The 19,905-nt window shown below is 70.1% G+C and carries 16 protein-coding genes; 10 read left to right on the plus strand and 6 right to left on the minus strand.

All coding sequences use genetic code 11. From position 1 onward, the window contains the following. Nucleotides 1-5 precede the first annotated feature (5 nt). Nucleotides 6-662: a class I SAM-dependent methyltransferase gene (locus ATO4_RS09205; RefSeq protein ID WP_083591215.1), complete on the minus strand. Its 657-nt coding sequence runs from the start codon at nt 660-662 to the stop codon at nt 6-8. A gap of 97 nt (nt 663-759) precedes the next feature. Between ATO4_RS09205 and ATO4_RS09210 the strand changes: the two genes are divergently transcribed. The 10 genes from ATO4_RS09210 to ATO4_RS09255 all read left to right on the plus strand — a co-directional run bounded on the left by ATO4_RS09210 (nt 760) and on the right by ATO4_RS09255 (nt 12,572). Continuing rightward, nucleotides 760-2,715 (plus strand): polysaccharide pyruvyl transferase family protein, encoded by a 1,956-nt coding sequence (locus ATO4_RS09210; protein WP_083591216.1) that lies wholly within the window; start codon nt 760-762, stop codon nt 2,713-2,715. Between the two features lie 7 nt (nt 2,716-2,722). Next, nucleotides 2,723-4,432, plus strand: a complete 1,710-nt coding sequence (locus tag ATO4_RS09215) for a hypothetical protein (RefSeq protein ID WP_083591217.1) — start codon at nt 2,723-2,725, stop codon at nt 4,430-4,432. Next, nucleotides 4,429-5,718, plus strand: a complete 1,290-nt coding sequence (locus ATO4_RS09220) for a polysaccharide pyruvyl transferase family protein (protein ID WP_083591218.1) — start codon at nt 4,429-4,431, stop codon at nt 5,716-5,718. Before ATO4_RS09215 ends, ATO4_RS09220 begins: the two co-directional genes overlap by 4 nt. Further along, nucleotides 5,705-5,995, plus strand: coding sequence for an acyl carrier protein (locus tag ATO4_RS09225; RefSeq protein ID WP_083591219.1), 291 nt, complete (start codon nt 5,705-5,707; stop codon nt 5,993-5,995). The genes ATO4_RS09220 and ATO4_RS09225 overlap by 14 nt, the downstream gene beginning before the upstream one ends. Next, nucleotides 5,992-6,861, plus strand: a complete 870-nt coding sequence (locus ATO4_RS09230) for a glycosyltransferase family A protein (protein ID WP_083591220.1) — start codon at nt 5,992-5,994, stop codon at nt 6,859-6,861. Before ATO4_RS09225 ends, ATO4_RS09230 begins: the two co-directional genes overlap by 4 nt. Continuing rightward, on the plus strand, nt 6,858-7,679 hold the full coding sequence (locus ATO4_RS09235; RefSeq protein ID WP_210191043.1) for a phytanoyl-CoA dioxygenase family protein: 822 nt from the start codon (nt 6,858-6,860) through the stop codon (nt 7,677-7,679). Before ATO4_RS09230 ends, ATO4_RS09235 begins: the two co-directional genes overlap by 4 nt. After that, nucleotides 7,676-9,346 (plus strand): AMP-binding protein, encoded by a 1,671-nt coding sequence (locus ATO4_RS09240; protein WP_176222921.1) that lies wholly within the window; start codon nt 7,676-7,678, stop codon nt 9,344-9,346. The genes ATO4_RS09235 and ATO4_RS09240 overlap by 4 nt, the downstream gene beginning before the upstream one ends. Continuing rightward, nucleotides 9,327-10,178: a phytanoyl-CoA dioxygenase family protein gene (locus tag ATO4_RS09245; RefSeq protein ID WP_176222922.1), complete on the plus strand. Its 852-nt coding sequence runs from the start codon at nt 9,327-9,329 to the stop codon at nt 10,176-10,178. The genes ATO4_RS09240 and ATO4_RS09245 overlap by 20 nt, the downstream gene beginning before the upstream one ends. After that, nucleotides 10,159-11,307 carry a cytochrome P450 gene (locus ATO4_RS09250; protein ID WP_176222923.1) on the plus strand — a complete coding sequence of 383 codons (1,149 nt, stop codon included), beginning with the start codon at nt 10,159-10,161 and terminating at the stop codon, nt 11,305-11,307. The genes ATO4_RS09245 and ATO4_RS09250 overlap by 20 nt, the downstream gene beginning before the upstream one ends. A 104-nt stretch (nt 11,308-11,411) precedes the next feature. Then, entirely contained in the window at nt 11,412-12,572 is a 1,161-nt protein-coding gene (locus ATO4_RS09255; protein ID WP_083591225.1) for a diguanylate cyclase, read from the plus strand. 514 nt (nt 12,573-13,086) lie between these two features. On the opposite strand, the gene ATO4_RS09260 is transcribed toward ATO4_RS09255, so the two are convergent. The 5 genes from ATO4_RS09260 to ATO4_RS09280 form a co-directional block, all read right to left on the minus strand. Then, entirely contained in the window at nt 13,087-13,269 is a 183-nt protein-coding gene (locus ATO4_RS09260) for a hypothetical protein (RefSeq protein ID WP_083591226.1), read from the minus strand. 231 nt (nt 13,270-13,500) lie between these two features. Beyond that, nucleotides 13,501-16,500, minus strand: coding sequence for a DNA translocase FtsK (locus tag ATO4_RS09265; RefSeq protein WP_083591227.1), 3,000 nt, complete (start codon nt 16,498-16,500; stop codon nt 13,501-13,503). Nucleotides 16,501-16,677: 177 nt separating this feature from the next. After that, nucleotides 16,678-18,078 (minus strand): cytochrome P450, encoded by a 1,401-nt coding sequence (locus tag ATO4_RS09270; protein ID WP_083591228.1) that lies wholly within the window; start codon nt 18,076-18,078, stop codon nt 16,678-16,680. Between the two features lie 217 nt (nt 18,079-18,295). Further along, entirely contained in the window at nt 18,296-19,573 is a 1,278-nt protein-coding gene (locus ATO4_RS09275; protein ID WP_083591229.1) for an FAD-dependent oxidoreductase, read from the minus strand. A 3-nt stretch (nt 19,574-19,576) separates the two neighbouring features. Next, on the minus strand, nt 19,577-19,735 hold the full coding sequence (locus ATO4_RS09280; protein WP_083591230.1) for a DUF3096 domain-containing protein: 159 nt from the start codon (nt 19,733-19,735) through the stop codon (nt 19,577-19,579). Between the last annotated feature and the right edge of the window lie 170 nt (nt 19,736-19,905).

Here is a 19,905-nt window from a genome sequence, read left to right on the forward strand (position 1 = left end):
AGCGCTCAGCGCTTGCGATAGGCGCGGCGATGCTCGACGTCGAGATAGCCGAGGGGCACGGCCTCGAAGGCGGGATCGACGTCGAGCAGCAGGCTGCAGATCATCTCGACATGCGACAGCTCGATCTGCGTCTCGGTGTAGTCGAGCAGGATCGAGGGGTTTTCCGACGGGCGCATGGTCGGCGACTTGGCGATGGTCCAGTCGTAGTCGTCGACGAGGAGATAGCCGCCGGACTTCAGCAGTTCCTTGCAGCACACCGCGGCCAGCGTGTCGTACTGGTAGACGTGGCCGCCGTCGAGATAGATGAAGTCGAACATGCCCTCCGGCGCGCGTTCGCGCGCCTGGCGCGTCAGCATCGCGAGCGTCCAGCCATAGCTGTCGAAGGTGCGGCGCGAATTGCCGACGATCTCGACGTTCCGGTAGCCGAGTTCGCGCAGATCCGCATGCAGCTCGTTCACCCGGTTGTCGAAATCGAACAGCCAGAGCGAGCCGCGATGATCGAGCGCCCGGCAGAGCGCCACGGAGGTGGCCCCGATGCCGATGCCGACTTCCGCGAAGACCGGGTTCCCGTTGGTCGACAGGACACGCTCGGCCAGCATGCCCGCCTCCTTGCAGGGCGTCGAGATCGCCTTGAAACGCGGGTCGCTGAGCCGCTCCAGCATGATGCCGCACACCTTTACTAACAGGGGGAGTTTGGTTACCAGACCGATACTCCCGGGCAGCGCGGCAGGGCAAGGGAGCCAGGCTGATTAGGGTGTGATGGTTCAGAGTCTCGAAGCGGAACGCACGCATCCCCCCGACTTGCGGGCCCGCGGGCCGAACCTTTCGGTCTACGGCACCTTCGACGTCCTGAATTACGGCGACCTGCTGTTCCCGCTGCTCCTGCGCGACCGGCTGGGCGTCAGCGAAGAGCGAATGCGCGCCTTTTCCCCGGTCGGCGGAGCTCTTGCCTGGGATGACGCCGTCACGGCCCTGCCGATCGACACCGCGGCCGATTTCGCGGCCGACCTGCATGTCGTCGGCGGCGGCAACATCCTGCACGACAGGGTCACCAGCCTGTCCGACTATGCGAACGGTCGCTTCGGGCAGCGCGGCGCCTATGCGGCGCTCTGGCTCGGCGCCGGGCTGATCGCGGCAGGGCAGGAGAAGCCGCTCGCCTGGAACGCGCCCGGCGTGCCCTATCCGATGGAGCCGGGCCCTGCCCAGGTTTTGCGGGACCGCATCCTCGCCGCCAGCCCCTCAGTGACGCTGCGCGACGACGCCAGCCGGGAACTCTGGGGCGTCGGGGCCCGGCCCGGCATCGACACCCTGCCCGACACCGCGCTCGATCTTCCCGCCCTCTGGCCCGCCGAGACGCTGCGCGCCCCTGCCGCAGCCGCCTTCGCCCGCCATGGCCTGACCGTGCCGGAACGCTGGCTCGCGCTGCATGTCAACGACCGCTATCTGGATGGCGACGTGGCGCTCCAGGCCCGGCAGATCGAGGCGCTGGCCGGGCGGACGAACGCACTGCCGGTGCTGATCGCCATCGGCCCCTGCCATGGCGACCACAGGCTCGCGGTGGCGCTGCGCTCGGAGCTGACGATCCCCGCCCTCGTCCTCGTCCAGCCACGCGGCCTGCGCGAGATCGCCGGGCTGATCGCCCATGCCACCGGCTATGTCGGCTCGTCGATGCACGGGCTGATCACCGCCCTTGCCTATGGCCGGCCGGCGATCGCCGTCGCCCGCCCGCGGATGATCAAGTTCGCCGGCTTCCTCGACCATCTCGGCATGCCGGAGCGGCTGGTCCGGTCCTGGGCGGAGGCCGTCGAGGCAGCGGCCCTGCTCGAGCCGCTACCGGCCGAGGGGCTGCAGGCGATCCGCAGCGCGCGCGATCGCATCGATGCCCATTGGGCCAGGCTTCGCGGCCTTTTCGGCGCCCCTTTGCCGGACACCTGCCAGGCTGCGACGCAGGAGCTTCGGCTCTGGATGGAGCGGCAGCCCGCCCCGCCGCGGGACTGGCGCGCCTTCACCACCGTCCTTCAGGTTCCGGCGTCGAGCAGCGCCGCGCCGGCGGACAAGCCCTTTCACTGCTCGATCTGCGGCGGCACCACCATGCGGCCCGACCGCCGCCTGGCGGACAGTCTGCAGGGCCACGGCCAGCGCTGCGCCTCCTGCAATTCCACCGCCCGCCACCGCGCCATGCACCAGGTGCTCGACCAGCTGCGCAAGGAACCGACGCTGCGCGCCAGCGGCCTGCAATATGGGCGCCACCGGGTCGCGGCCGGCGGCTGGTTCGCCGATTTCGCCCTGCTCCATCCGGCTCACGAGGACGGCCGCCTCGCGCCGCCCCCGGCGGATCGGCGCTTTGCCATGGTGATCTGCCTCGACGTCCTGGAGGATGTCCGCGATCCCGGCGCCGCGCTTGCGGCGCTCGCCGCGGCGACGGCCGAGGAGGGCGTGCTGCTGCTCTCCTTCCGCACCGTCCCGGGCCGCGGCCAGACCCTCGATTGGGGCTTTGCGCGGGGCGACGAGCCGGGCTGTCGCCGAGCCTTCGGCGAGGACGTGGTCGAGACGCTGAAACGCCATCTGCCGGACGCGCATCTGACCGTGCTGCGCCCGGCCGACCCCCATGCCGGCAGCGAGACGATGCTGTGCCTCATCACATGGTCGGCCGCCCGCCACGCCTGGATCGCCGCCCAGGGCCTGCCGGGCGCACCGATGCCCGCAGCCACATGATCGAACCATGAGCGAAACCCGGAAAGCCGTCCTCCCGGCTGCGGCGGAGCTTTCCGCTTCCATCGCGGCGATCGACGCGGGATTGAAATCCGGCGATACCGACGCGTGCGGCGCGATGATCGCCGAGGCTCGGGCCCGCTGGCCGAAGGAGCTTCGCCTCGTCCTCTTCGAGGGCGCCCATCTCGCGGCGACCGGGCAGACCGCCGCAGCGGAAGCCTGCTTCCGGGCCGCGATGGCCAGCCATCCTTCCAATCCCTGGCCCGCGATCCGGCTGCTCGAACTGCTTCTCGCCGGGAAGAGGATCGGCGAAGCCGCGGCCCTCTTCGCGGCGACGGTCTGGCCCGGCCCTGCCCCGGCGCAGACGCGGCTTCCCTTCCTCTCGCGCATCACCAGCGCGATCGGGGATCTTTCCGAGCGACGGCGCTTCCTCGACACGCTGATGCGGGACACCCCGGAGGATCGCTTCGTCCTCGCCAAACGCGCCGCCCTCAGCATCAGGCAGCGCGACCGGGCCGAGGCGGAGGCGCTGCTCGACCGGGCCCGCGCCCTCGGCCCCCTGCCGGACGACGCGCAGGTCCTCGCCCTCGAGATCATGATCACGGCGACGCGCTTCGAGGAGGCCCTGGCGCTGGCCAACGAGTTGCGGGTCCGCTTTCCGGACCGTGCGGATTTCGTCCGCCGGGCCATCCAGGCGGCCCATTTCCTCGGCCGGCGCGAGGAAATGGTGGCGCTGCTGCACGAGGCGCTGGAGCGCTGGCCGGGCGACTGGCTGATGGTCTTCCGATACAACCGTTGCACCGTGCCGATGGCGGACGACCGGCGGCTTTTTGCCCGTCTTGCCGCCCATCGGCCGGCGATGGGCGAAAACCAGCGCTGGCTGTTTCAGTATGTCGTCGCCTGCCTGCGCCACGGCCGGACGGCGGAAGCACTGGAGGCGCTTGCTCTGGTGCAGGACACGGGGCCGGCAGGCTCGATGGCCGCCCCGCTGCGCGCGGCCCTCGCCCGGCTGCCGGCAGCCGATTGGCGGTCGACCCGAGGCATCGTCAACGATCCGGCGCGGGAGGTTCAGCTCGTCACCCGGCCCGGCGCGCGTGCCACGCTGGTGCTCCTCGCCGGGGTGCAGGGCGGGCTCGGCTATCTGCCGATGGATCACACCGACGCCCTGATGGCCCGGCAGCCCGTCAATGTCGTCTATCTGCGCGATCTCGACCATCGTGGCTTCACCGGTGGAATGCGCGGGCTCGGACCCGGCCCGGCGGACATGATCGCCGGGCTTCGCCGGATCACCGAGCCCTTTGGCCTGCCGGTCGTCACCTTCGGCTCCTCGATCGGCGGGGTCGCCGCGATCCGCACCGCCCTCGATCTCGGCGCCCATGCCGCGATCTCCTTCGCCGGGCCGATCCATCTCGGCGCCATGAGTGAGGAGGAGGAGGACCAGCCCGGCGGCGATGCCAGGAGCACGATCTTCGGCCAGTTCGCCGCCGCCGATCTCAGCCTCGTCGAGCGGGTGCGCCAGCAACCGGACGTCCTCGTCTACCAATGCTACGGCGCCGACTTCGCACCCGACGTCGCCGATGCGGAGCTGCTGCGCGGCCTGCCCAATGCCGTTCTCGTTCCCGTGCCCAGCTGCGCCGACCATTTCGCCATTGAGCACATGATCGCCGACGGCAGCTTCTTTACCATCATCGAACGCGCGGTCGCGGGCAGGCGGTCATGAGCGAACGCACGATCCTGATGACCGGCATGTTCGACATGGACAATTACGGGGATCTGCTGTTTCCCCTGGTCGCCGCCCACCGGCTGCAGCCTGCGGGCTTCCGCGTCCAGCCGGTGGCTCCGAGCGCCAGCCGCCCGGCCTTCACCGATGCGCTGTCCCCCATCGCGACGAAGGACATGCTCGCGGGCGAGACGGAGGCCGCGGGCATCCTCGTCGGCGGCGGCTACATCATCCATGCCGGCTCCACCGATTTCCTCGATCACTACCGGGCATCCGATGTCGGCGCCTCGGCCGGGGTGGGGCTCTGGCTGGGCGCGGCTCTCGCCGGCGTCCTCCAAGGCCTGCCGGTGGCCTGGAACGCGCCCGGCGTGCCGCATCCCTTCACCAGCCGCCAGGCGCGCCTCATCGGGCCGATGCTGGCGAGCCTTGCCTATCGCTCGGTCCGCGATGCCGGCAGCGCGCGCCTCCTCGGGGCGCCGGCCGATCTGCCGCTCGCCGTCGTGCCGGACCCGATCATCGATCTGCCACGGCTCTGGCCGCGAGCCGGCCTCGCTGATGATTTCCGCTCTCTCCTCGCGCGCAACGGCCTTTCGGGAGATACCCGGCTCCTCGCCGTGCATGTGCGCAACCGCTCCATGAAGGGGTTGGAGCCGGCATGGCTCGGCGCCGAGATCGGCCGCTTTTCCGCCGAGCGAGGCCTCACCCCGATGCTGATCGGCATCGGCGCCAGCCATGACGATCCCGCCGTCGCCCGCAGCCTCGCCCCCTTCCTCGGGGTGCCGCACCTGCTCTTGGACGAGGCGGAGAGCTTGCGTGAGATCACCGCTGCCCTCGCCCATAGCCGCCTCAATCTCGGCGCCTCGCTGCACGGCTACATCGTCAGCACCGCCTATGGCGTGCCGGCCGTTTTGGTGGGGCGTCCCGCCTATCACAAGTTCTCCGGCTTTCTCGCCCATACCGGCCGCCTGGGCGATCTCGCCGGAAGCTGGCAGGAGGCCCTCGAGATCGCCGCGGCGCTTGGGCCCGAGACCGATCCCCGCCCGCCGGCCGCCGCCCATGCGGCGCTCGACGCCCATTGGCAGGCCATCGTCGCCGCCTTCGATGCGCCGGCACCGCCGGGCGGTGTCCTCGATGGGCCTTCGCCGCCGGGCGGCGACTTCGCCCTCGCCCTCCTCAAGTCGGGGCTCGCCTCCGAGGGGCCGGGCTGGGCGTTGACCCCCTTCCTCAATCGCCGTATGCGCGCCGATCCGGGCGCTGAAGGAGAGCCGAGACATGGACGCTGGTAGCCGCCTGCCCTGCGATCGCGCGCAGCTGCGCAGCTGGATGATCGACTACATCACGGCCGTGCTGGCGATCCCGGTCGAGACCATCGACGCGAATGCCACCTTCGACAGCTACGGCTTCGATTCCGTCGAGGCCGTCGTCATGGCCGGCGTGATGGAGGAAGAGTTCGGCGTGCCCGTCGATCCCATCCAGCTGTTCGAACATCCGACCATCGCCGATTTTTCCGCGCGCTACGCCCGCGAAGAGACGCCGGCGACGGTATCGCCGCCCGCGTCATGACCGCTCCCGAGGTCTCGCTCGTCGTCGTCAGCCATGAGATCGCGCGCGAGTTACCCCGCACGCTGCATTCGCTCGCCCGTCCCTATCAGCGCGACTGCCCGCGCGGACGCTGCGAGATCATCGTGGTCGACAACGGCTCTGCCCGGCCGCCGGAAGCGGCCGCCTTCGCAGACCTCGACGCCGACCTGCGCGTGCTGCACCAGGAAAACCCCACCGTCTCCCCCGTGGCGGCCGTCAACACCGGCCTCGCCGCGGCGAGGGCGCCGCTCGTCGGCGTCTTCATCGACGGCGCGCGGCTCGCCTCGCCCGGCCTGGTCGCGGGCGCCTTGGCAGCGGCGGCGCTGCATCCGCGGCCGGTCGTCGCCAGCTTGAACTACCAACTCGGGCCCGCCCTGCACTACGAGGCGGCAAGCCACGGCTACGACCAGGCGGCGGAGGACCGGCTGCTTTCCGAGATCGGCTGGCCGGCGGAGGGCGACCGGCTCTTCGACGTCTCGACGCCGGAATTTCGCGCCGGCGAGGCCGGGCCCATCCTGGAGAGCAACGGCCTCTTCCTGCCGCGCGCCCTGTGGGACGAGCTCGGCGGCTACGACACCGCCTTCACCGAGCCGGGCGGCGGGGTGGTCAACGCGGACACCCTGCTGCGGGCCTGCGCACTGCCCGACACCCAGCTGATCCGCCTCCTCGGCGAAGGCACGTTCCACCAGTTCCACGGCGGGCTCTCCACGAGTACTCCCGACAAGGCGATCGCGGTGCTGAAGCGCGGCGCCCAGGCCTATCAGCGACGCCGCGGTATACCACTGCGTACGACCCGCACGCCGGGTTGGCTCTTCGATGCACGGACCGGCCGCAGGAGATGGGAATGACCCTCGATCCCGACGACATCGCCCGCTATCGCCGCGAGGGTTTCCTGTCGCCCCTCCGCGTGATGACGGAAAGCGACATGGCCGTCCGTCTCCGCGCGCTGGAGGAGATCGAGCAGTCGCGGGCCGGGCGCCTAGCCCCGCAGCACAACATCAAGGCCCATCTCCTCATCCCCTGGGTCTGGGACCTCGTGCATCACCCCGAAATCGTCGAGCCGGTCCGCGCGCTGCTCGGACCCGACATCCTCTGCTGGGCGGCCGGCTTCTTCGACAAGCGGCCGGGGGACCAGAAATACGTCTCCTGGCATCAGGACTCGACATATTGGGGCCTTTCCGAGCCCGAGGGGCTGACCGCCTGGGTGGCGCTCACGCCCTCCCTGCCCGAAAACGGCTGCATGCGGGTAAGCCCGCGCACCCACCATAGCCCGCTCGCCCATGCCGACACCGGTGACCGGTCCAACATGCTGCCCGGCCGGGAAATCGTCGTCGCCGAGGTGGACGAGGCGGCAGCGATCGACATCCGCCTGTCGCCGGGCGAGATGTCCCTCCACCACGCCCTGCTGATCCATGGCTCGCAGCCCAATACCTCCGGGCAACGCCGCTGCGGCCTCGCCATTCGCTACATCCCCGGCCACGTGACCCGCCGAAGCGGCGAAGCGGGAAGCGCGACCTTCGTCGCGGGTCGCGACCACGGCCATTTCACCCTGGAACAGCCGCCCGAAGCAGCCTTCCATCCCGACGCCCTCGCCCGCTACGCCGTGATCCAACGGCAATGGATGCGGGACGTCTTCAGCGAGTTTTCCCGCGGCACGGCTTCATGACGGGCGGCCTTTCCCAGCGGCTCGCCGCCCATGCCGCGGCCACCCCCGACAAGATCGCCGTGCGCTTCCTCGAAAAGGGCGAAGGGGAGACGCAAAGCCTCACCTATGCCGAACTCGCAGCCGGGACGGCGCGGCTTGCCGGCGTGCTTCGCGCCCGCGGCCTTGCCGGTCGTCCGGTGATCCTCGCGATACCGGCCGGCACCGCCTTCGTCACGGCGCTCCTCGCCGTCATCTCGGCCGGCGCCATCGCCGTGCCGGTGCCGTTTCCTCCGCTCGGCGAGGGGCGCAACCGTTTTCGCGCGATCGTCAGCGGCCTCCCGGGCGCGGCGATCCTCGCTGCGACGCCCGGCATCGTGGAAGCCGGTGATCCGGCGCTCGGCGAACGCCTCCTGGACCTCGGCGCGCTCACTCAAGCCTCCAAAGGGGCCTCCGAGGGGCCGGCAACCCCGCCGGTCCAGCCCGAGCCCGACGCTCCCGCCGTCATCCAGTTCAGCTCGGGCTCGACCGCGCAGCCGCGCGGCATCGTCGTCACCCATGGCAACATCGCCGCCAATGTCGCGATGATGGCGGAGGGTTTCGCGCTCGACCGGACCAGCGTCTGCGTCCACTGGCTGCCGCCGCATCACGACATGGGGCTGTTCGGCGCCATTCTCGCACCGCTCTGGTTCGGGGCGGAGACGGTGCTGATGCCGGCCTTCGCCTTCCTGCAGAAGCCGCTGCGCTGGCTCGGCGCCATCTCCGCTCATGGCGGCACCATCACCGGCGGTCCCAATTTTGCCTACGAGCTCTCTCTGCGCCGGATCGGCGCGGCCGAACTCGCTCGCCTCGACCTGTCGCACCTCAGCGTCGCCTATTGCGGGGCGGAACCCGTCCGTGCCGCGAGCCTTGCCGCCTTCGCGGCGCATACCGCCTGCGCGGGTCTCCGGGCCGAGGCGCTGCTGCCCTGTTACGGCCTTGCGGAGGCGACCCTCCTCGTCAGCGGCACCGCCGGCCTCGGCCTGCGGACCGCGCGCACCACGGTCTTCGGGCGCAAGGCGGAACGCGCGGTCTGCGGCACGCCGCCGCCGGGCTGCACCGTCACGATCCGAGACCCGCAGAGCGGCGCGCTGCTCGTGCCCGGCGAAACGGGAGAGATCTGCGTCTCGGGCACCCATGTCGCAGCCGGAGAATGGCAGAGCGGCCGCATCGTCCCGCTTGCCAATGCCGCATCGTCTCGGGACGGCGAGCGCTACCTGCGCACCGGCGATCTCGGCTTCGAGGCGCCGGAAGGCCTCGTCGTCGTCGACCGCATCAAGGACATGATCTGCCTTCAGGGCCGCAACATCCATGCGGTCGATGTGGAGAGCGCCGCGGTCGCGGCCGGCGGCGGCGTGATCGCCGCGGCCGCTGCCTTCGCGGTGGACGATGACGCACGAGAGCGTATCGTCCTCCTCTGCGAGGTGCCGGCGCGGGAACGCGCCTCCCTCGACCCGGCCCTCGAAAGCCGGCTCGCGACCGCGATCGGCGCCGATTGCGGCGTGCGGCCGCAAATCGTATGGATGCGGCATGGGGCGCTGCCGCGCACCACCAGCGGCAAGATCCGCCGCCAGGCGGCCCGACAAGAGTTCCTGGAAGGGCGGGTCCTCTCCCTCGCCATCGAGATGCGCCATGCCGAAACGTCTGACTGACGCCGAGATCGCCCGCTTCCGGGCGGACGGGTTGCTCTTCCCGCTGCGCGCCCTGCCGGAGGCCGAGATCGCCGAACGCCGCGCCGCGCTCGAAGCGATCGAGGCCGCGCGGGCCGGGCGGATTCCGCCGACGCTCAACGCCAAGATCCACCTCCTCCTGCCCTGGGCCTGGTCGCTCGTCCATGCCCCCGCGATCGTCGATCCGGTCGAGGATCTGCTGGGTCCGGACATTCTGTGCTGGGGCACGAGCTTCATCATCAAGAACCCCCGCGCCGACCGCTATGTCACATGGCATCAGGACGCCACCCACTGGCGCCTCACCGGCGTGCGCGCCGTCACCGCCTGGCTCGCCTTCACGCCCAGCACGCCGGAGAATGGCGGGGTCCGCATGCTGCCCGGCACCAACCACACCGTGCTCGAGCACCGCGACAATGGCGATGCGCGCAACATGCTCGGCCGCCGGGAGGAAGTGGTCGCGTCGGTGGATGAAGCCGAAGCCGTGGACGTGACCCTCGCCCCCGGCGAGATGTCGCTGCACGACCCGCTGATCGTCCATGGCTCCAATGCCAACATGTCGGACGGGCGGCGCATCGGCTTCGCCATCCGCTACATCGCCGGCGACATCGGCCAGCGGGCCGGCCTGCGCAATTCGGCGACCCTGGTGCGCGGCCGCGACCATGGTCTCTTCGATCTCGAAACGGCGCCGGAAGCCGACTTCCACCCCGCGGCCCTCCGCCGCCATGCCCGGGCCCTCCGCCAGGGCATCGACGTCATCTTCAAGGGCGATGCGGTCTCTGCCGCGGATGGGGGCAATGTCTCCGACCCCGGCTGAAAGCGACGTTCCCGCAGCACCCGAGCCCCCCCTCTGGTCGGTGCGCGACCAGGCGTGGATCATCAGCGACCACGCCACCGCAGCGGCGTTGCTGGGGGATCCCCAATGCGAGGCCATCCAGCCCGCCCTCGCCCTGCGCCGCGTCGCGTCGCGGCTCGGCCGGGACTTCGCCGATCTCGACGCCGTCCTGGCCGGCATGCCGATCTTCCAGGCCGGTCCGATGCATGCCGGGACCCGGCGCGTGGTGCGCGCGTTCCATGCCCGGATGAAGACGCGGTTCCCGAAGGCACGCCTCGACGAGGAGGCCCGGCGTCTGACCGAGGGGCTTCGGGCGGGCGAGATCGAGGCCGTCTCCGCCCTTGCCGACGCGTTGCCCCTGGCGGTCTTTGCCGAAAGCCTGGCGCTGGACGCAGGGACGATCCGCCTGCTGCGCGAGACCGGACGGGCGCTGAGAGCGCTGTGGCGCCCCATGCCGCCGCTGAGCCTCTATGCCGAACTGGACGCTGCGTGCCGAACGGCGCGCCTGGCGATCGCCGGCCAGGACGGCTTCGGCGATCTTCGAGCGGAGGCGGATGTCGACCCGGACTATCCGCTCCAGGATCTCGTGATCTTCCTTGTCAGTCCGGTGGACAGCATCGCCGGGACCATCGCCGGGGCGCTCGAACTTCTGGCGACCGACCCGGCCACGCAGGCTTTCCTGCGCTGCCAGCCGTCCAGGCTGACGGGCTTCGTCGCCGAGGCGCTGCGTCTGCAGGGACCCAACCGCCGGCTGCACCGCATCCTGAACGAAGCGAGGGTCTTCTCCGGCGTCAGCCTGCCGAAAGGCGCCAATCTCGCGATCGACCTCGACAGGGTGCACCGCGACCCGTCGGTCTACGGCGATCCCGAACGGATCGTGCTCGATCGACGCCAGAAGGGCAGCTTCGGCTTCGGCGCGGGCGCCCATGCCTGCCAGGGAACCAGCATGGGGATGCTCCAGGCCGTCAGCCTCATCGAAGCCCTCCTCTCCGCCTGGCAGATCGCGCCCGCCGCGTCGCCACCGAGGCTGACCCTCGACCCCAACCTGCGCAGCTACGAACGGCTGCCCCTCAGTGTGTCTCCGGTTCATCCCGAAGGGCATCGAAAGTGAGACACGGCTCGCTGCTTCCCCGAACCGCGCTCACCGGATCGTAACCCGGCTACGCTATTTCCCTGGCAAGTCTCGTCAAGCGCCGTGAGGAGGAGCACAAGCCGGTGCCGATACCGTTCGAGGAATTCCTGTTCGCTCTGGTCAACAATCTCGGCGTCTTCGCCCTCCTGACCATGGGCTACGGCACTCTTCTGCGGTATCTCTCCCGCGGCCCGCTGCGGTTTGCCGGCATCGGCTGCCTGTTCGGGGCCGGCGCGAGCTTCGCCATGGCGGGCGGCGTCGAGTTTCCCAATGGCAACATCATCGATGCCCGCGGCGTCATGCTGGCCCTTTCCGGCGCGTTCGGCGGCCCCATCGCGGCCGCCGTCACCGCCCTCATCGCCTCCCTCGTCCGTCTGCTGCTGGGCGGCGCCAGCATGCTGCAGGGGGTCGCGCTGATCTGGATCACGGCCGCCACCAGCCTCGTCTTCGCCCGGATCGTCGCCCCCGGCGGGCGTCCGACGAGGACGCTCCACTTCTTCCAGCTCGGCCTTCTCGCCTGCCTGCCGGCGACGGTGCTTCTGTGCAGTGCGCCGATCGCGGATCTGCCGCAGATCGCGCTCTACGTCCTCCTGCCCCTCGGTGCCGCGAAGATCTTCGGCGTCGTCGTCCTGGGGCGGTTCCTCAGCTCCGCCCGGGAGTTTCTCATCACCACCCAGGCGCTCGAGCGCCAGGCGATGCTCGATCCTTTGACCGGCCTGCCCAACCGCCGCAGCCTCGAGCGCAACAGCACCGCGATCATCGACAAGGCCCGGCGCCGCGACGAATGCGTCGCCGCCCTGGTCATCGACATCGACCACTTCAAGCGCATGAACGACCGCTATGGACACGACGTCGGCGACGAGGTCCTGAAGCAGGTCGCCGCGACCATCGTCACCCACCTGCGGGCCGGCGACGCCGCCGCCCGCTATGGCGGCGAGGAGATCGTCGTGCTCCTGCCCCGCACCGGGCTCGCCGAGGCGTCGCGGGTCGCCGAACGCATCCGCGAGGCGATCGGCCGCAAGGTCTTCGTCGTCAATGGCGACAGCTGCGGTGTCACCGTCAGCATCGGGGTCGCCGATCATCGCGGCGAGGAGCTGAACTTCAAGAGCCTGTTCAAGGCCGCCGACGAGGCGCTCTACCGGGCGAAGGACGGCGGCCGCGACCAGGTGGTGGTGGCCGAGGCGCCCCGCGACGCGGGCGCAAGTCTCCGTGACGGACGGGCCGCCCTCGTGGGCGCTTCCTGACGGCACATTCCCAGAAAGTGCCGGCACCCGGCATGCCTGAGCGATGCGGGTCGATGCCGGATCGCGGATGTCGCGGGCCCGGCGTCGGCCGCGCCGCGGCACCGGCGCTCGGCCGGCACCCGGTTGCCGGCCACAAGGGGCCTCTGCGCTGCTTCGCCCCTTCGTGCAGCGCCCTCTGCGGCCGAGGATGGCGCATCGGCCGCGAGTGATGCGCCTCTGGCGCTTCCACTGCGAAGGAGTCAGCCAAGCCCGACAGAGGATCACGCTCATGGCTCCGCTCGTTCAGATCGCCTTCGCCAAGCGCTATCTCATCACCCTGCCGGCGCCGCGAAGGCCGTGAGATCGCCCGGCCATGGCCGTGAGCAGCGCCGGAGGCCGTCGATGCTGCAGCCGGCCGCCGCGAACCGACCCGGCGAGAGCATGATCCCGAATAGTGGGAACCGGCTTTCGGAAGAGATCATGCGGCAACAGGCGGATCGGGCACGATGCCGATCGAAGCGGGTCTCATCCCGCTTTAAAGGCCGAGAGCCGCGATCAGCGCATGGATGACGCTGGCGCCGCCGATCGGCGCGATCACCAGCGAAACCAGGAAGACGCCCACCGACCAGAGCACGATCCGCTCGTCGCGGTCCGTGAGACGCGGCGCCGGCGCGGACGGCTTCGGCGGGCGCCACTGGTTCTTCTCGTCGAGATACATGGCGACCTCCACAGGCAGGCGAAAGCCTGCATCCGAGCAGGATAGCGCGCTCGCGGCGGCAGGAAAGCAGCCCGAAGGGCTGCTGGCGGTGGCCGGGAGCGGCGACGCCGCCCTCCGGACCGAGCGCCGCCTCGAGCATGATCGCGAAAAGTGGGAACCGGTTTTCGGGAAAGATTATGCGGCAAGAAGAAGATAGAGCGGGATGTCGATCGAAGCTGATCTCATCCCGATCTAGATCTCGTCTTCGGTCGGCACCAGGATTTCGCGCTTGCCGGCGTGATTGGCGGGCCCGACGATGCCCTCCTTTTCCATCTTCTCGATGATCGAGGCGGCGCGGTTGTAGCCGATGCCGAGACGACGCTGGATGTAGGAGGTGGACGCCTTGCCGTCGCGAAGCACGACTGCGACAGCCTGATCATAGGGATCGTCGCTGTCGTCGCCGCCGGCCGAGCCGCCGCCCCCACTGGAGGAACCGCCGCCGGAGGACCCTCCATCCTCGTCCTCGTCCTCGAGGATCGAGTCGAGATAGTCCGGTACGCCCTGAGCCTTCAGATGCGCGACGATCGCCTCGACCTCCGGGTCGTCGACGAAGGGGCCGTGGACGCGCTGGATGCGCCCGCCGCCGGCCATGAACAGCATGTCGCCCATGCCGAGCAGCTGCTCGGCGCCCTGTTCCTGCAGGATCGTGCGCGAATCGATCTTCGAGGTCACCTGGAAGGAGATACGGGTCGGGAAGTTGGCCTTGATCGTGCCGGTGATGACGTCCACCGAGGGGCGCTGGGTGGCCATGATCACGTGGATGCCGGCGGCACGGGCCATCTGGGCGAGGCGCTGGACGGTGCCTTCGATCTCCTTGCCGGCGACCATCATCAGGTCGGCCATCTCGTCGATGATGACGACGATGTACGGCAACGGCTCGAGGTCGAACTGCTCGGTCTCGAAGATCGGCTCGCCGGTCTCCCGGTCGAAGCCGGTCTGGACCGTGCGCGACATGGTCTCGCCACGGTCCATCGCCTGGCGCACGCGGCTGTTGAAGCCGTCGATGTTGCGCACGCCCACCTTCGACATCTTCCGGTAGCGATCCTCCATCTCGCGGACCGTCCATTTCAGCGCGACGACGGCCTTCTTGGGGTCGGTGACGACCGGCGAGAGAAGATGCGGGATGCCGTCATAGATCGACAGCTCCAGCATCTTCGGATCGATCATGATCATCCGGCATTCGGCCGGCGTCATGCGGTAGAGCAGCGACAGGATCATCGTGTTGATCGACACCGACTTGCCCGAGCCGGTGGTGCCGGCGACGAGCAGATGCGGCATCTTGGCGAGATCGGCGATGACGGCCTCGCCGCCGATCGTCTTGCCGAGGGCGAGCGCCAGCTTGCTCTTGCTGTTGGTGAAGGCTTCCGAGCCGATCATCTCGCGGAAATAGACGGTCTCGCGGCGCTGGTTCGGCAATTCGATGCCGATGGCGTTCTTGCCGGGAATGACGGCGACGCGGGCGGCGATCGCCGACATCGAGCGGGCGATGTCGTCGGCAAGGCCGATGACGCGCGACGACTTGATGCCGGGGGCGGGCTCGAGTTCATAGAGCGTGACGACCGGCCCGGGGCGCACCTCGATGATCTCGCCCTTGACGCCGAAATCTTCCAGCACGCCCTCGAGCAGCCGGGCGTTCTCCTGCAGCGCCTCGGGCGACATCGAGGAATCGCGCCCCGTCGCCTTGGGCGGCGACAGGAAGTCGATCAGGGGCAGTTCGAAGCTCGCCGGATCGGCCACCGTCATCGACTGCGGCTTCATCGCCACGGCGCGGCCCGAGCCGGTGCGCAGCCGCTGCTGGTCGGCCGTCACCGTGCGCTGGGCGACGACGCGGACCGGCGCATCGCCGGCGCCGTCTCTGGCCGGCATGGTCGGGGCCGGCGCAGGCTGTGTCGGGGAATGCGGGGCCGGGGAGGTCGGGGCCGGGCGAGAAGCGGCGGCTGCCTCGCGGCCGCTCGTCGCGGCGGGCGCCGGGTCGGTGCGCTGCTTCTGCTGGCTGGCCTTGCGGCCGGGAAAGGCGACGATGTTGCCCGACAGGAGCCCGCGCCAGCCGCCCTCGCCTTCGCGTTCCTCGCCGCGGCCGGCGACCCGGTCGTCGGCCGTCATCGACATGGCATCGTCGGTGCCGGCGGCGGACATCGCCGCGGGTGCTGCGGCGGCGGCCCGGATCTCCGCCTCGAAGGCGTCGCCCCCGAAATCATGGCTGTCCCAGTTCTGGCCCCGATCCCGAGCAGAGTCCTGGCCGCGATCCTGGCCGAACGCGTTGCCGCGATCCTCGTCCTGCCAGCCGGCGGTGTCGTCGGCGGCCCAGGCGGCGACGCTGTCGTCGTCCTCGTCCTCGTCCTGCCAGTCGGTCGGGTCGACGAAGCTCTGGCCGTCATTGGCGGGCATCGACACCTTGATCGAGCGACCGGCCGGCTCGACCAGCGCCGGCTGCGGCGGCGCGAAGACGATGTCGTCCTCGTCGCGCCAATGGTCGAAGCGCTCGCCGAATTCCGGTTCGCGGACCGTGCGGCGCTGTTCGCTGCGGCGCTGCCAGGCGGCCCTTGCGGAAAACAGCATGTGGGCGGCGGCGCCGATGAGGAGCGACAGGCGTCCCTCGCCGTCGTCCTCGTCGAGAGCCCGCTTTTCGGCCTTGCTGGCGTAGCGTCCGATCACTGCGGCGCCGTTGAGATAGAGCCAGCCGGCGGGGGCCGCGAGCAGCGCCGCCAGCGGCAGCGCCCAGATGCCGCTCGGATAGCCGCCGAACAGGCCCGCCGGGATCTTCAGGAGGAGGTCGCCCGCGACGCCGCCGATGCCGATCGGCAACGGCCAGCTCTGGGGCGCATCGAGGCAGCTGAGGGCGGCGCAGGCGAGAACGACGCCGCCGACGGCGAACCAGCCGCGCTTCCAGATGTGGTCGACGCTCCGCCCGCTGATCAGCCGCAGGGCCCAGATCACCGGCAGGCCGATGACCAGCGCCGCGCCGATGCCGAAGATCTGCATCATCAGGTCGGCGACGATCGCGCCGGTCGCGCCGGCGGCGTTTTCGATCATGTTCTGGTTGGACTGGCTGAGCGACGGATCGGTGACCGACCAGGTGGCACAGGCCAGGCAAAGATAGGCCGCAAGGCACAGGAGCAGCCCCGCGCCCGCCACCTCGATCCCGCGCCGAAAGAGGGAATTCTGCTGTTCGCCGACCGCTAAGTACGCCATTACTCGACCTGTCACGACATTTCCAAGACGGAGCCGGCCATGCATCGGCCGACCTTCCCCTACCTGCCGGAATCGATACGCCAGCGAGGTTAAGGCGCGCTTAAGATTAAGAGCCCGTTAGCAAAATCCGGCAAGAGCGCGGCATCCTGTTGCCGATTTCCCGCGCTGTGGCCGGCTCTATGCGACCCTTGGAAGCGGGTCGGCGAAGCCGGGCGTCGGGGCGCCCCGCCGCGGCTCGGCGATCACCATCAGCTTGCCCGCCGGGCGCAGCGTCACCCGGTGCAGCGGCCGTGGCTCCGCTTCGCCCGACGACGCGAACCGGACATGCTGCAGGAGGGTGGCGAGACCCGCCGTCATCTCCGTCATCGCCAGCTGGGCGCCGACACAGATCTTCGGTCCCGCGCCGAAGGGCATGTAGACGGTGCGCGCCGGCCGCCCGGCGGCGGGCGTCATGAAGCGGTCGAGATCGAAGACGTCCGGGCGCTCCCAATAGGCGGGATGGCGGTGGATCAGATGGATCGGCACCAGCACCGCCGCACCGGCCTCTATGGCGACGCCGGAGAGCGTCTCGGCCTTGCGGGCGGTGCGCGACAGGGACGGGGCGGGCGGGAACAGCCGCATGGTCTCCTCGACGAAGGCGCGCACCGCGGCGAGATGCGGCAGATGCTCGTTCCCGATCGGCGCACCGCCGGCGGCGGCGTCGATCTCGGCGACGAGACGCTCCTGGACGGCGGGCATCCTTGTGAGCAGGTGGATTGCCCAGGACAGGGCGTTGGCCGAGGTCTCGTGGCCGGCGGACTGCAGGGTCAGCAGCATGTCGACCATGTCGCCGTCGGACAGGGTGCGCCCGGTCTCCGGATCGCTGGCGGTGATCAGCCGGTTGCAGAGATCGTCGACGGCAAGGTCGCCGGCCCGGCGCCGCGCCACGAAATCGGCAAGCAGCGCCCGGACCGCGACCCTTGCCCGCTCGAGCTTGCCGCGGCCGGGAAAGGGCGTCGCGCCGGGAAGGCCGAAGAGAGCGTAGGCGACCATCCAGGAGGCCGGCGCGAGATAGTCGTCGACATGGCCCTTGATCCGTTCCGGATCGATCTCCCGCTCCGCCCCGAAGAGCAGCCGGTCGATGACCGCCAGCGTCGCCGACTTCATCGCATCCATGGCGTCGACCGGACGGCCGTTCGCTGCCCGAAAGGCCGCGGCCGTCTCGGCGAAGGGGGCGACGACGCCCGGCATGAAGCGCTTCATCGCGGCGGGCGAGAAGACCGGCGCCGCCAGCCGGCGCTTCCAGCGCCAGTCGGCGCCTTCCGCCAGAAGCAGACCATCGTTGAAGATCGGCCGCAGGATGCGCTCGTCGATGCGTCCCTTGGGAAAATCGTCCGGTCGCTCGACGAAGATGGTCTCGAGGACGTCGGCGTCGGCGACATAGACGAGCTTGCCCTGGGCGAATCGCGGCGAGAACACCCTCGTCTCGCGCAGTTCGGCCGGTGCCGCGGTGGCGGGATTGGACAGGAGCCGGCGCACGAAGGTCAGGCGCCCGGCGCCCCGGGGCATTTCGCTGAGCTTCACCGGTTCGAAGTCCATGGCATCCTCCCGCCCGCGCCGACAGGTCCGGCGCCGCCTGCGGCGAGACTAGCCGCAGATATCGGGCAATTCCACGTCGCCGCCGGCAGCTCGCCGGATCGGGTCTTGGCGCATGGCGCACTCGTGCCGGATCCGCCGGATCGCTTCGCGATGTCGGACTGGCTTTCCGCGCCGTGAAGGCTCGATCCACCGTCCGACCCGATCGACCCGACGCCGATCAGCCATGCAGTTTCAGCTGCGCGCCCTTGGCCGGCGAGAGCCAGTCGGCAAAGATCGCGACACCGCCCCGCAAGGGACCGAGCAGCGTCCACTGGTGGCGACGCTGCAGGCTCTTGTAGGCGGCGTTGGCGAAGCGGCCCTTGACCAGGAGATCGTTCCTGCGGCCAAAGCCGATCTGGCCGACCGAGCCGGCGCGCGCCAGCGAGAGCAGACGGCCGCGGTCGTCGTAGACGAAGGGCTCGGGCTCCTTGCCGGCGAGGAGCAGAGGGATGGCGGCGGCGAGATAGTCGGCCTGCTGGCTGGCGCATTGCGCCGTCGGCGGCAACGGCGCGCCGGCGCCTTCCGGCGTGAAGGACGCGGCATCGCCGAACGCCTGGATCCGCGGATCGAGCCCGCTCCGAAGCCGGGAATCGACGACGATGCGACCCTTGTTGTCGAGGTCGAAGGCGGCGAGCCTCGCCAGCACCGGATTGCCGACGAGCCCCGCCGCCCAGACCGAGATGTCGGCCGGATAGCGGGTGCCGTCGGCCGCGATGACGCCGTCGGCGGTGATCTCCGCGATCTTGGCGCCGGTCAGCGTGTCGATCTCGAGGTCGTCCAGCCGCGAACGGACCGCCCCGCGCAACGTCTCCTCGGCGCCCGGCATGAGCTGGGGCGCGGCTTCCGCGATCAGGACCTGCAGCATGTCGCGCGGCGCCTTGCCCTCGCCCCGGAAGAAGCCGGCCTCGACCTGGCGCAGATTGGCGGCAAGCTCCGTGCCGGTGGCGCCGGAGCCGACGATGACGACGCGCGCCGCCGTGCCGGTCTGACGGGCGTCGATCATCGCCGCGACGAAGCGCGCGCGGAAGCGATCGGCGTCCGCACGCTCGTCGAGGCGCACGGCGTATGCGTCGACACCCTTGGTGCCGAAGTCCGGCGTCACGCCGCCCAGCGCCACGACGAGATGGTCGAACGCCAGTTCGCGCGGCCGTGCGTCGTCGCCGTCGGGAGCCTTCGGCCCGGACAGGCGGACGATGCGCCGGGCCGGATCGACGGCCTCGACCTCGCCCTGCTGGAACTCGAAACCGCGCATGCGGGCGAGCATGTAGTAGCTGAGCTCCGACAGGGTCGAATCGATCGTGCCCGCGGCGAATTCATGCAGCCGCGGCTTCCACAGGTGGGAGGCGTGGCGATCGACCAGGGTCACCCGGAGGTCGTCGCGAACGCCGAGCCGGGCGGCGAGTTCGGAGCCGCCGGCCCCGCCGCCGAGGATCAGGATCTGGGGGCGGCTGGTCAAGGCTCACCCTCCGCCGGGAAGGTTGATCAGGCCGGGAAACAGGCCCATCAGGCCGACGACGATCAGATAGACGGCAACGATGATGTTCAGGAGCCGCGGCACGATCAGGATGAGGATCCCGGCGACCAGCGCGACGAGCGGTTGAATGGCAATGATTTCCATGACGACCTCCGTAGGAGGGCGTTAGCTAGTGCGCGGCACCGGCGGTCAAAGAGCCCGGCTGCGCGAGGGCGAAGGCGGCGCGACGGGATCGGCCGCCCGGAACGCCGGCGACCAGACGACGAAGGGAAGGAACTGCGGCTCCTTCCCTTGCCTCTCCCCCACGATCTCTC

Source organism: Aurantimonas sp. 22II-16-19i (assembly GCF_002088275.1).
Taxonomy (GTDB): Bacteria; Pseudomonadota; Alphaproteobacteria; order Rhizobiales; family Rhizobiaceae; genus Jiella.

Excerpts from the sequence above, each read along its gene's own strand:
- ATO4_RS09210 (WP_083591216.1), top strand. The coding sequence starts at position 760 with ATGGTTCAGAGTCTCGAAGCGGAACGCACGCATCCCCCCGACTTGCGG.
- ATO4_RS09265 (WP_083591227.1), bottom strand. The coding sequence starts at position 16,500 with ATGGCGTACTTAGCGGTCGGCGAACAGCAGAATTCCCTCTTTCGGCGC.
- ATO4_RS09225 (WP_083591219.1), top strand. The coding sequence starts at position 5,705 with ATGGACGCTGGTAGCCGCCTGCCCTGCGATCGCGCGCAGCTGCGCAGC.
- ATO4_RS09205 (WP_083591215.1), bottom strand. The coding sequence starts at position 662 with ATGCTGGAGCGGCTCAGCGACCCGCGTTTCAAGGCGATCTCGACGCCC.
- ATO4_RS09250 (WP_176222923.1), top strand. The coding sequence starts at position 10,159 with ATGTCTCCGACCCCGGCTGAAAGCGACGTTCCCGCAGCACCCGAGCCC.
- ATO4_RS09215 (WP_083591217.1), top strand. The coding sequence starts at position 2,723 with ATGAGCGAAACCCGGAAAGCCGTCCTCCCGGCTGCGGCGGAGCTTTCC.
- ATO4_RS09260 (WP_083591226.1), bottom strand. The coding sequence starts at position 13,269 with ATGTATCTCGACGAGAAGAACCAGTGGCGCCCGCCGAAGCCGTCCGCG.
- ATO4_RS09280 (WP_083591230.1), bottom strand. The coding sequence starts at position 19,735 with ATGGAAATCATTGCCATTCAACCGCTCGTCGCGCTGGTCGCCGGGATC.
- ATO4_RS09230 (WP_083591220.1), top strand. The coding sequence starts at position 5,992 with ATGACCGCTCCCGAGGTCTCGCTCGTCGTCGTCAGCCATGAGATCGCG.
- ATO4_RS09220 (WP_083591218.1), top strand. The coding sequence starts at position 4,429 with ATGAGCGAACGCACGATCCTGATGACCGGCATGTTCGACATGGACAAT.
- ATO4_RS09270 (WP_083591228.1), bottom strand. The coding sequence starts at position 18,078 with ATGGACTTCGAACCGGTGAAGCTCAGCGAAATGCCCCGGGGCGCCGGG.
- ATO4_RS09245 (WP_176222922.1), top strand. The coding sequence starts at position 9,327 with ATGCCGAAACGTCTGACTGACGCCGAGATCGCCCGCTTCCGGGCGGAC.
- ATO4_RS09235 (WP_210191043.1), top strand. The coding sequence starts at position 6,858 with ATGACCCTCGATCCCGACGACATCGCCCGCTATCGCCGCGAGGGTTTC.
- ATO4_RS09240 (WP_176222921.1), top strand. The coding sequence starts at position 7,676 with ATGACGGGCGGCCTTTCCCAGCGGCTCGCCGCCCATGCCGCGGCCACC.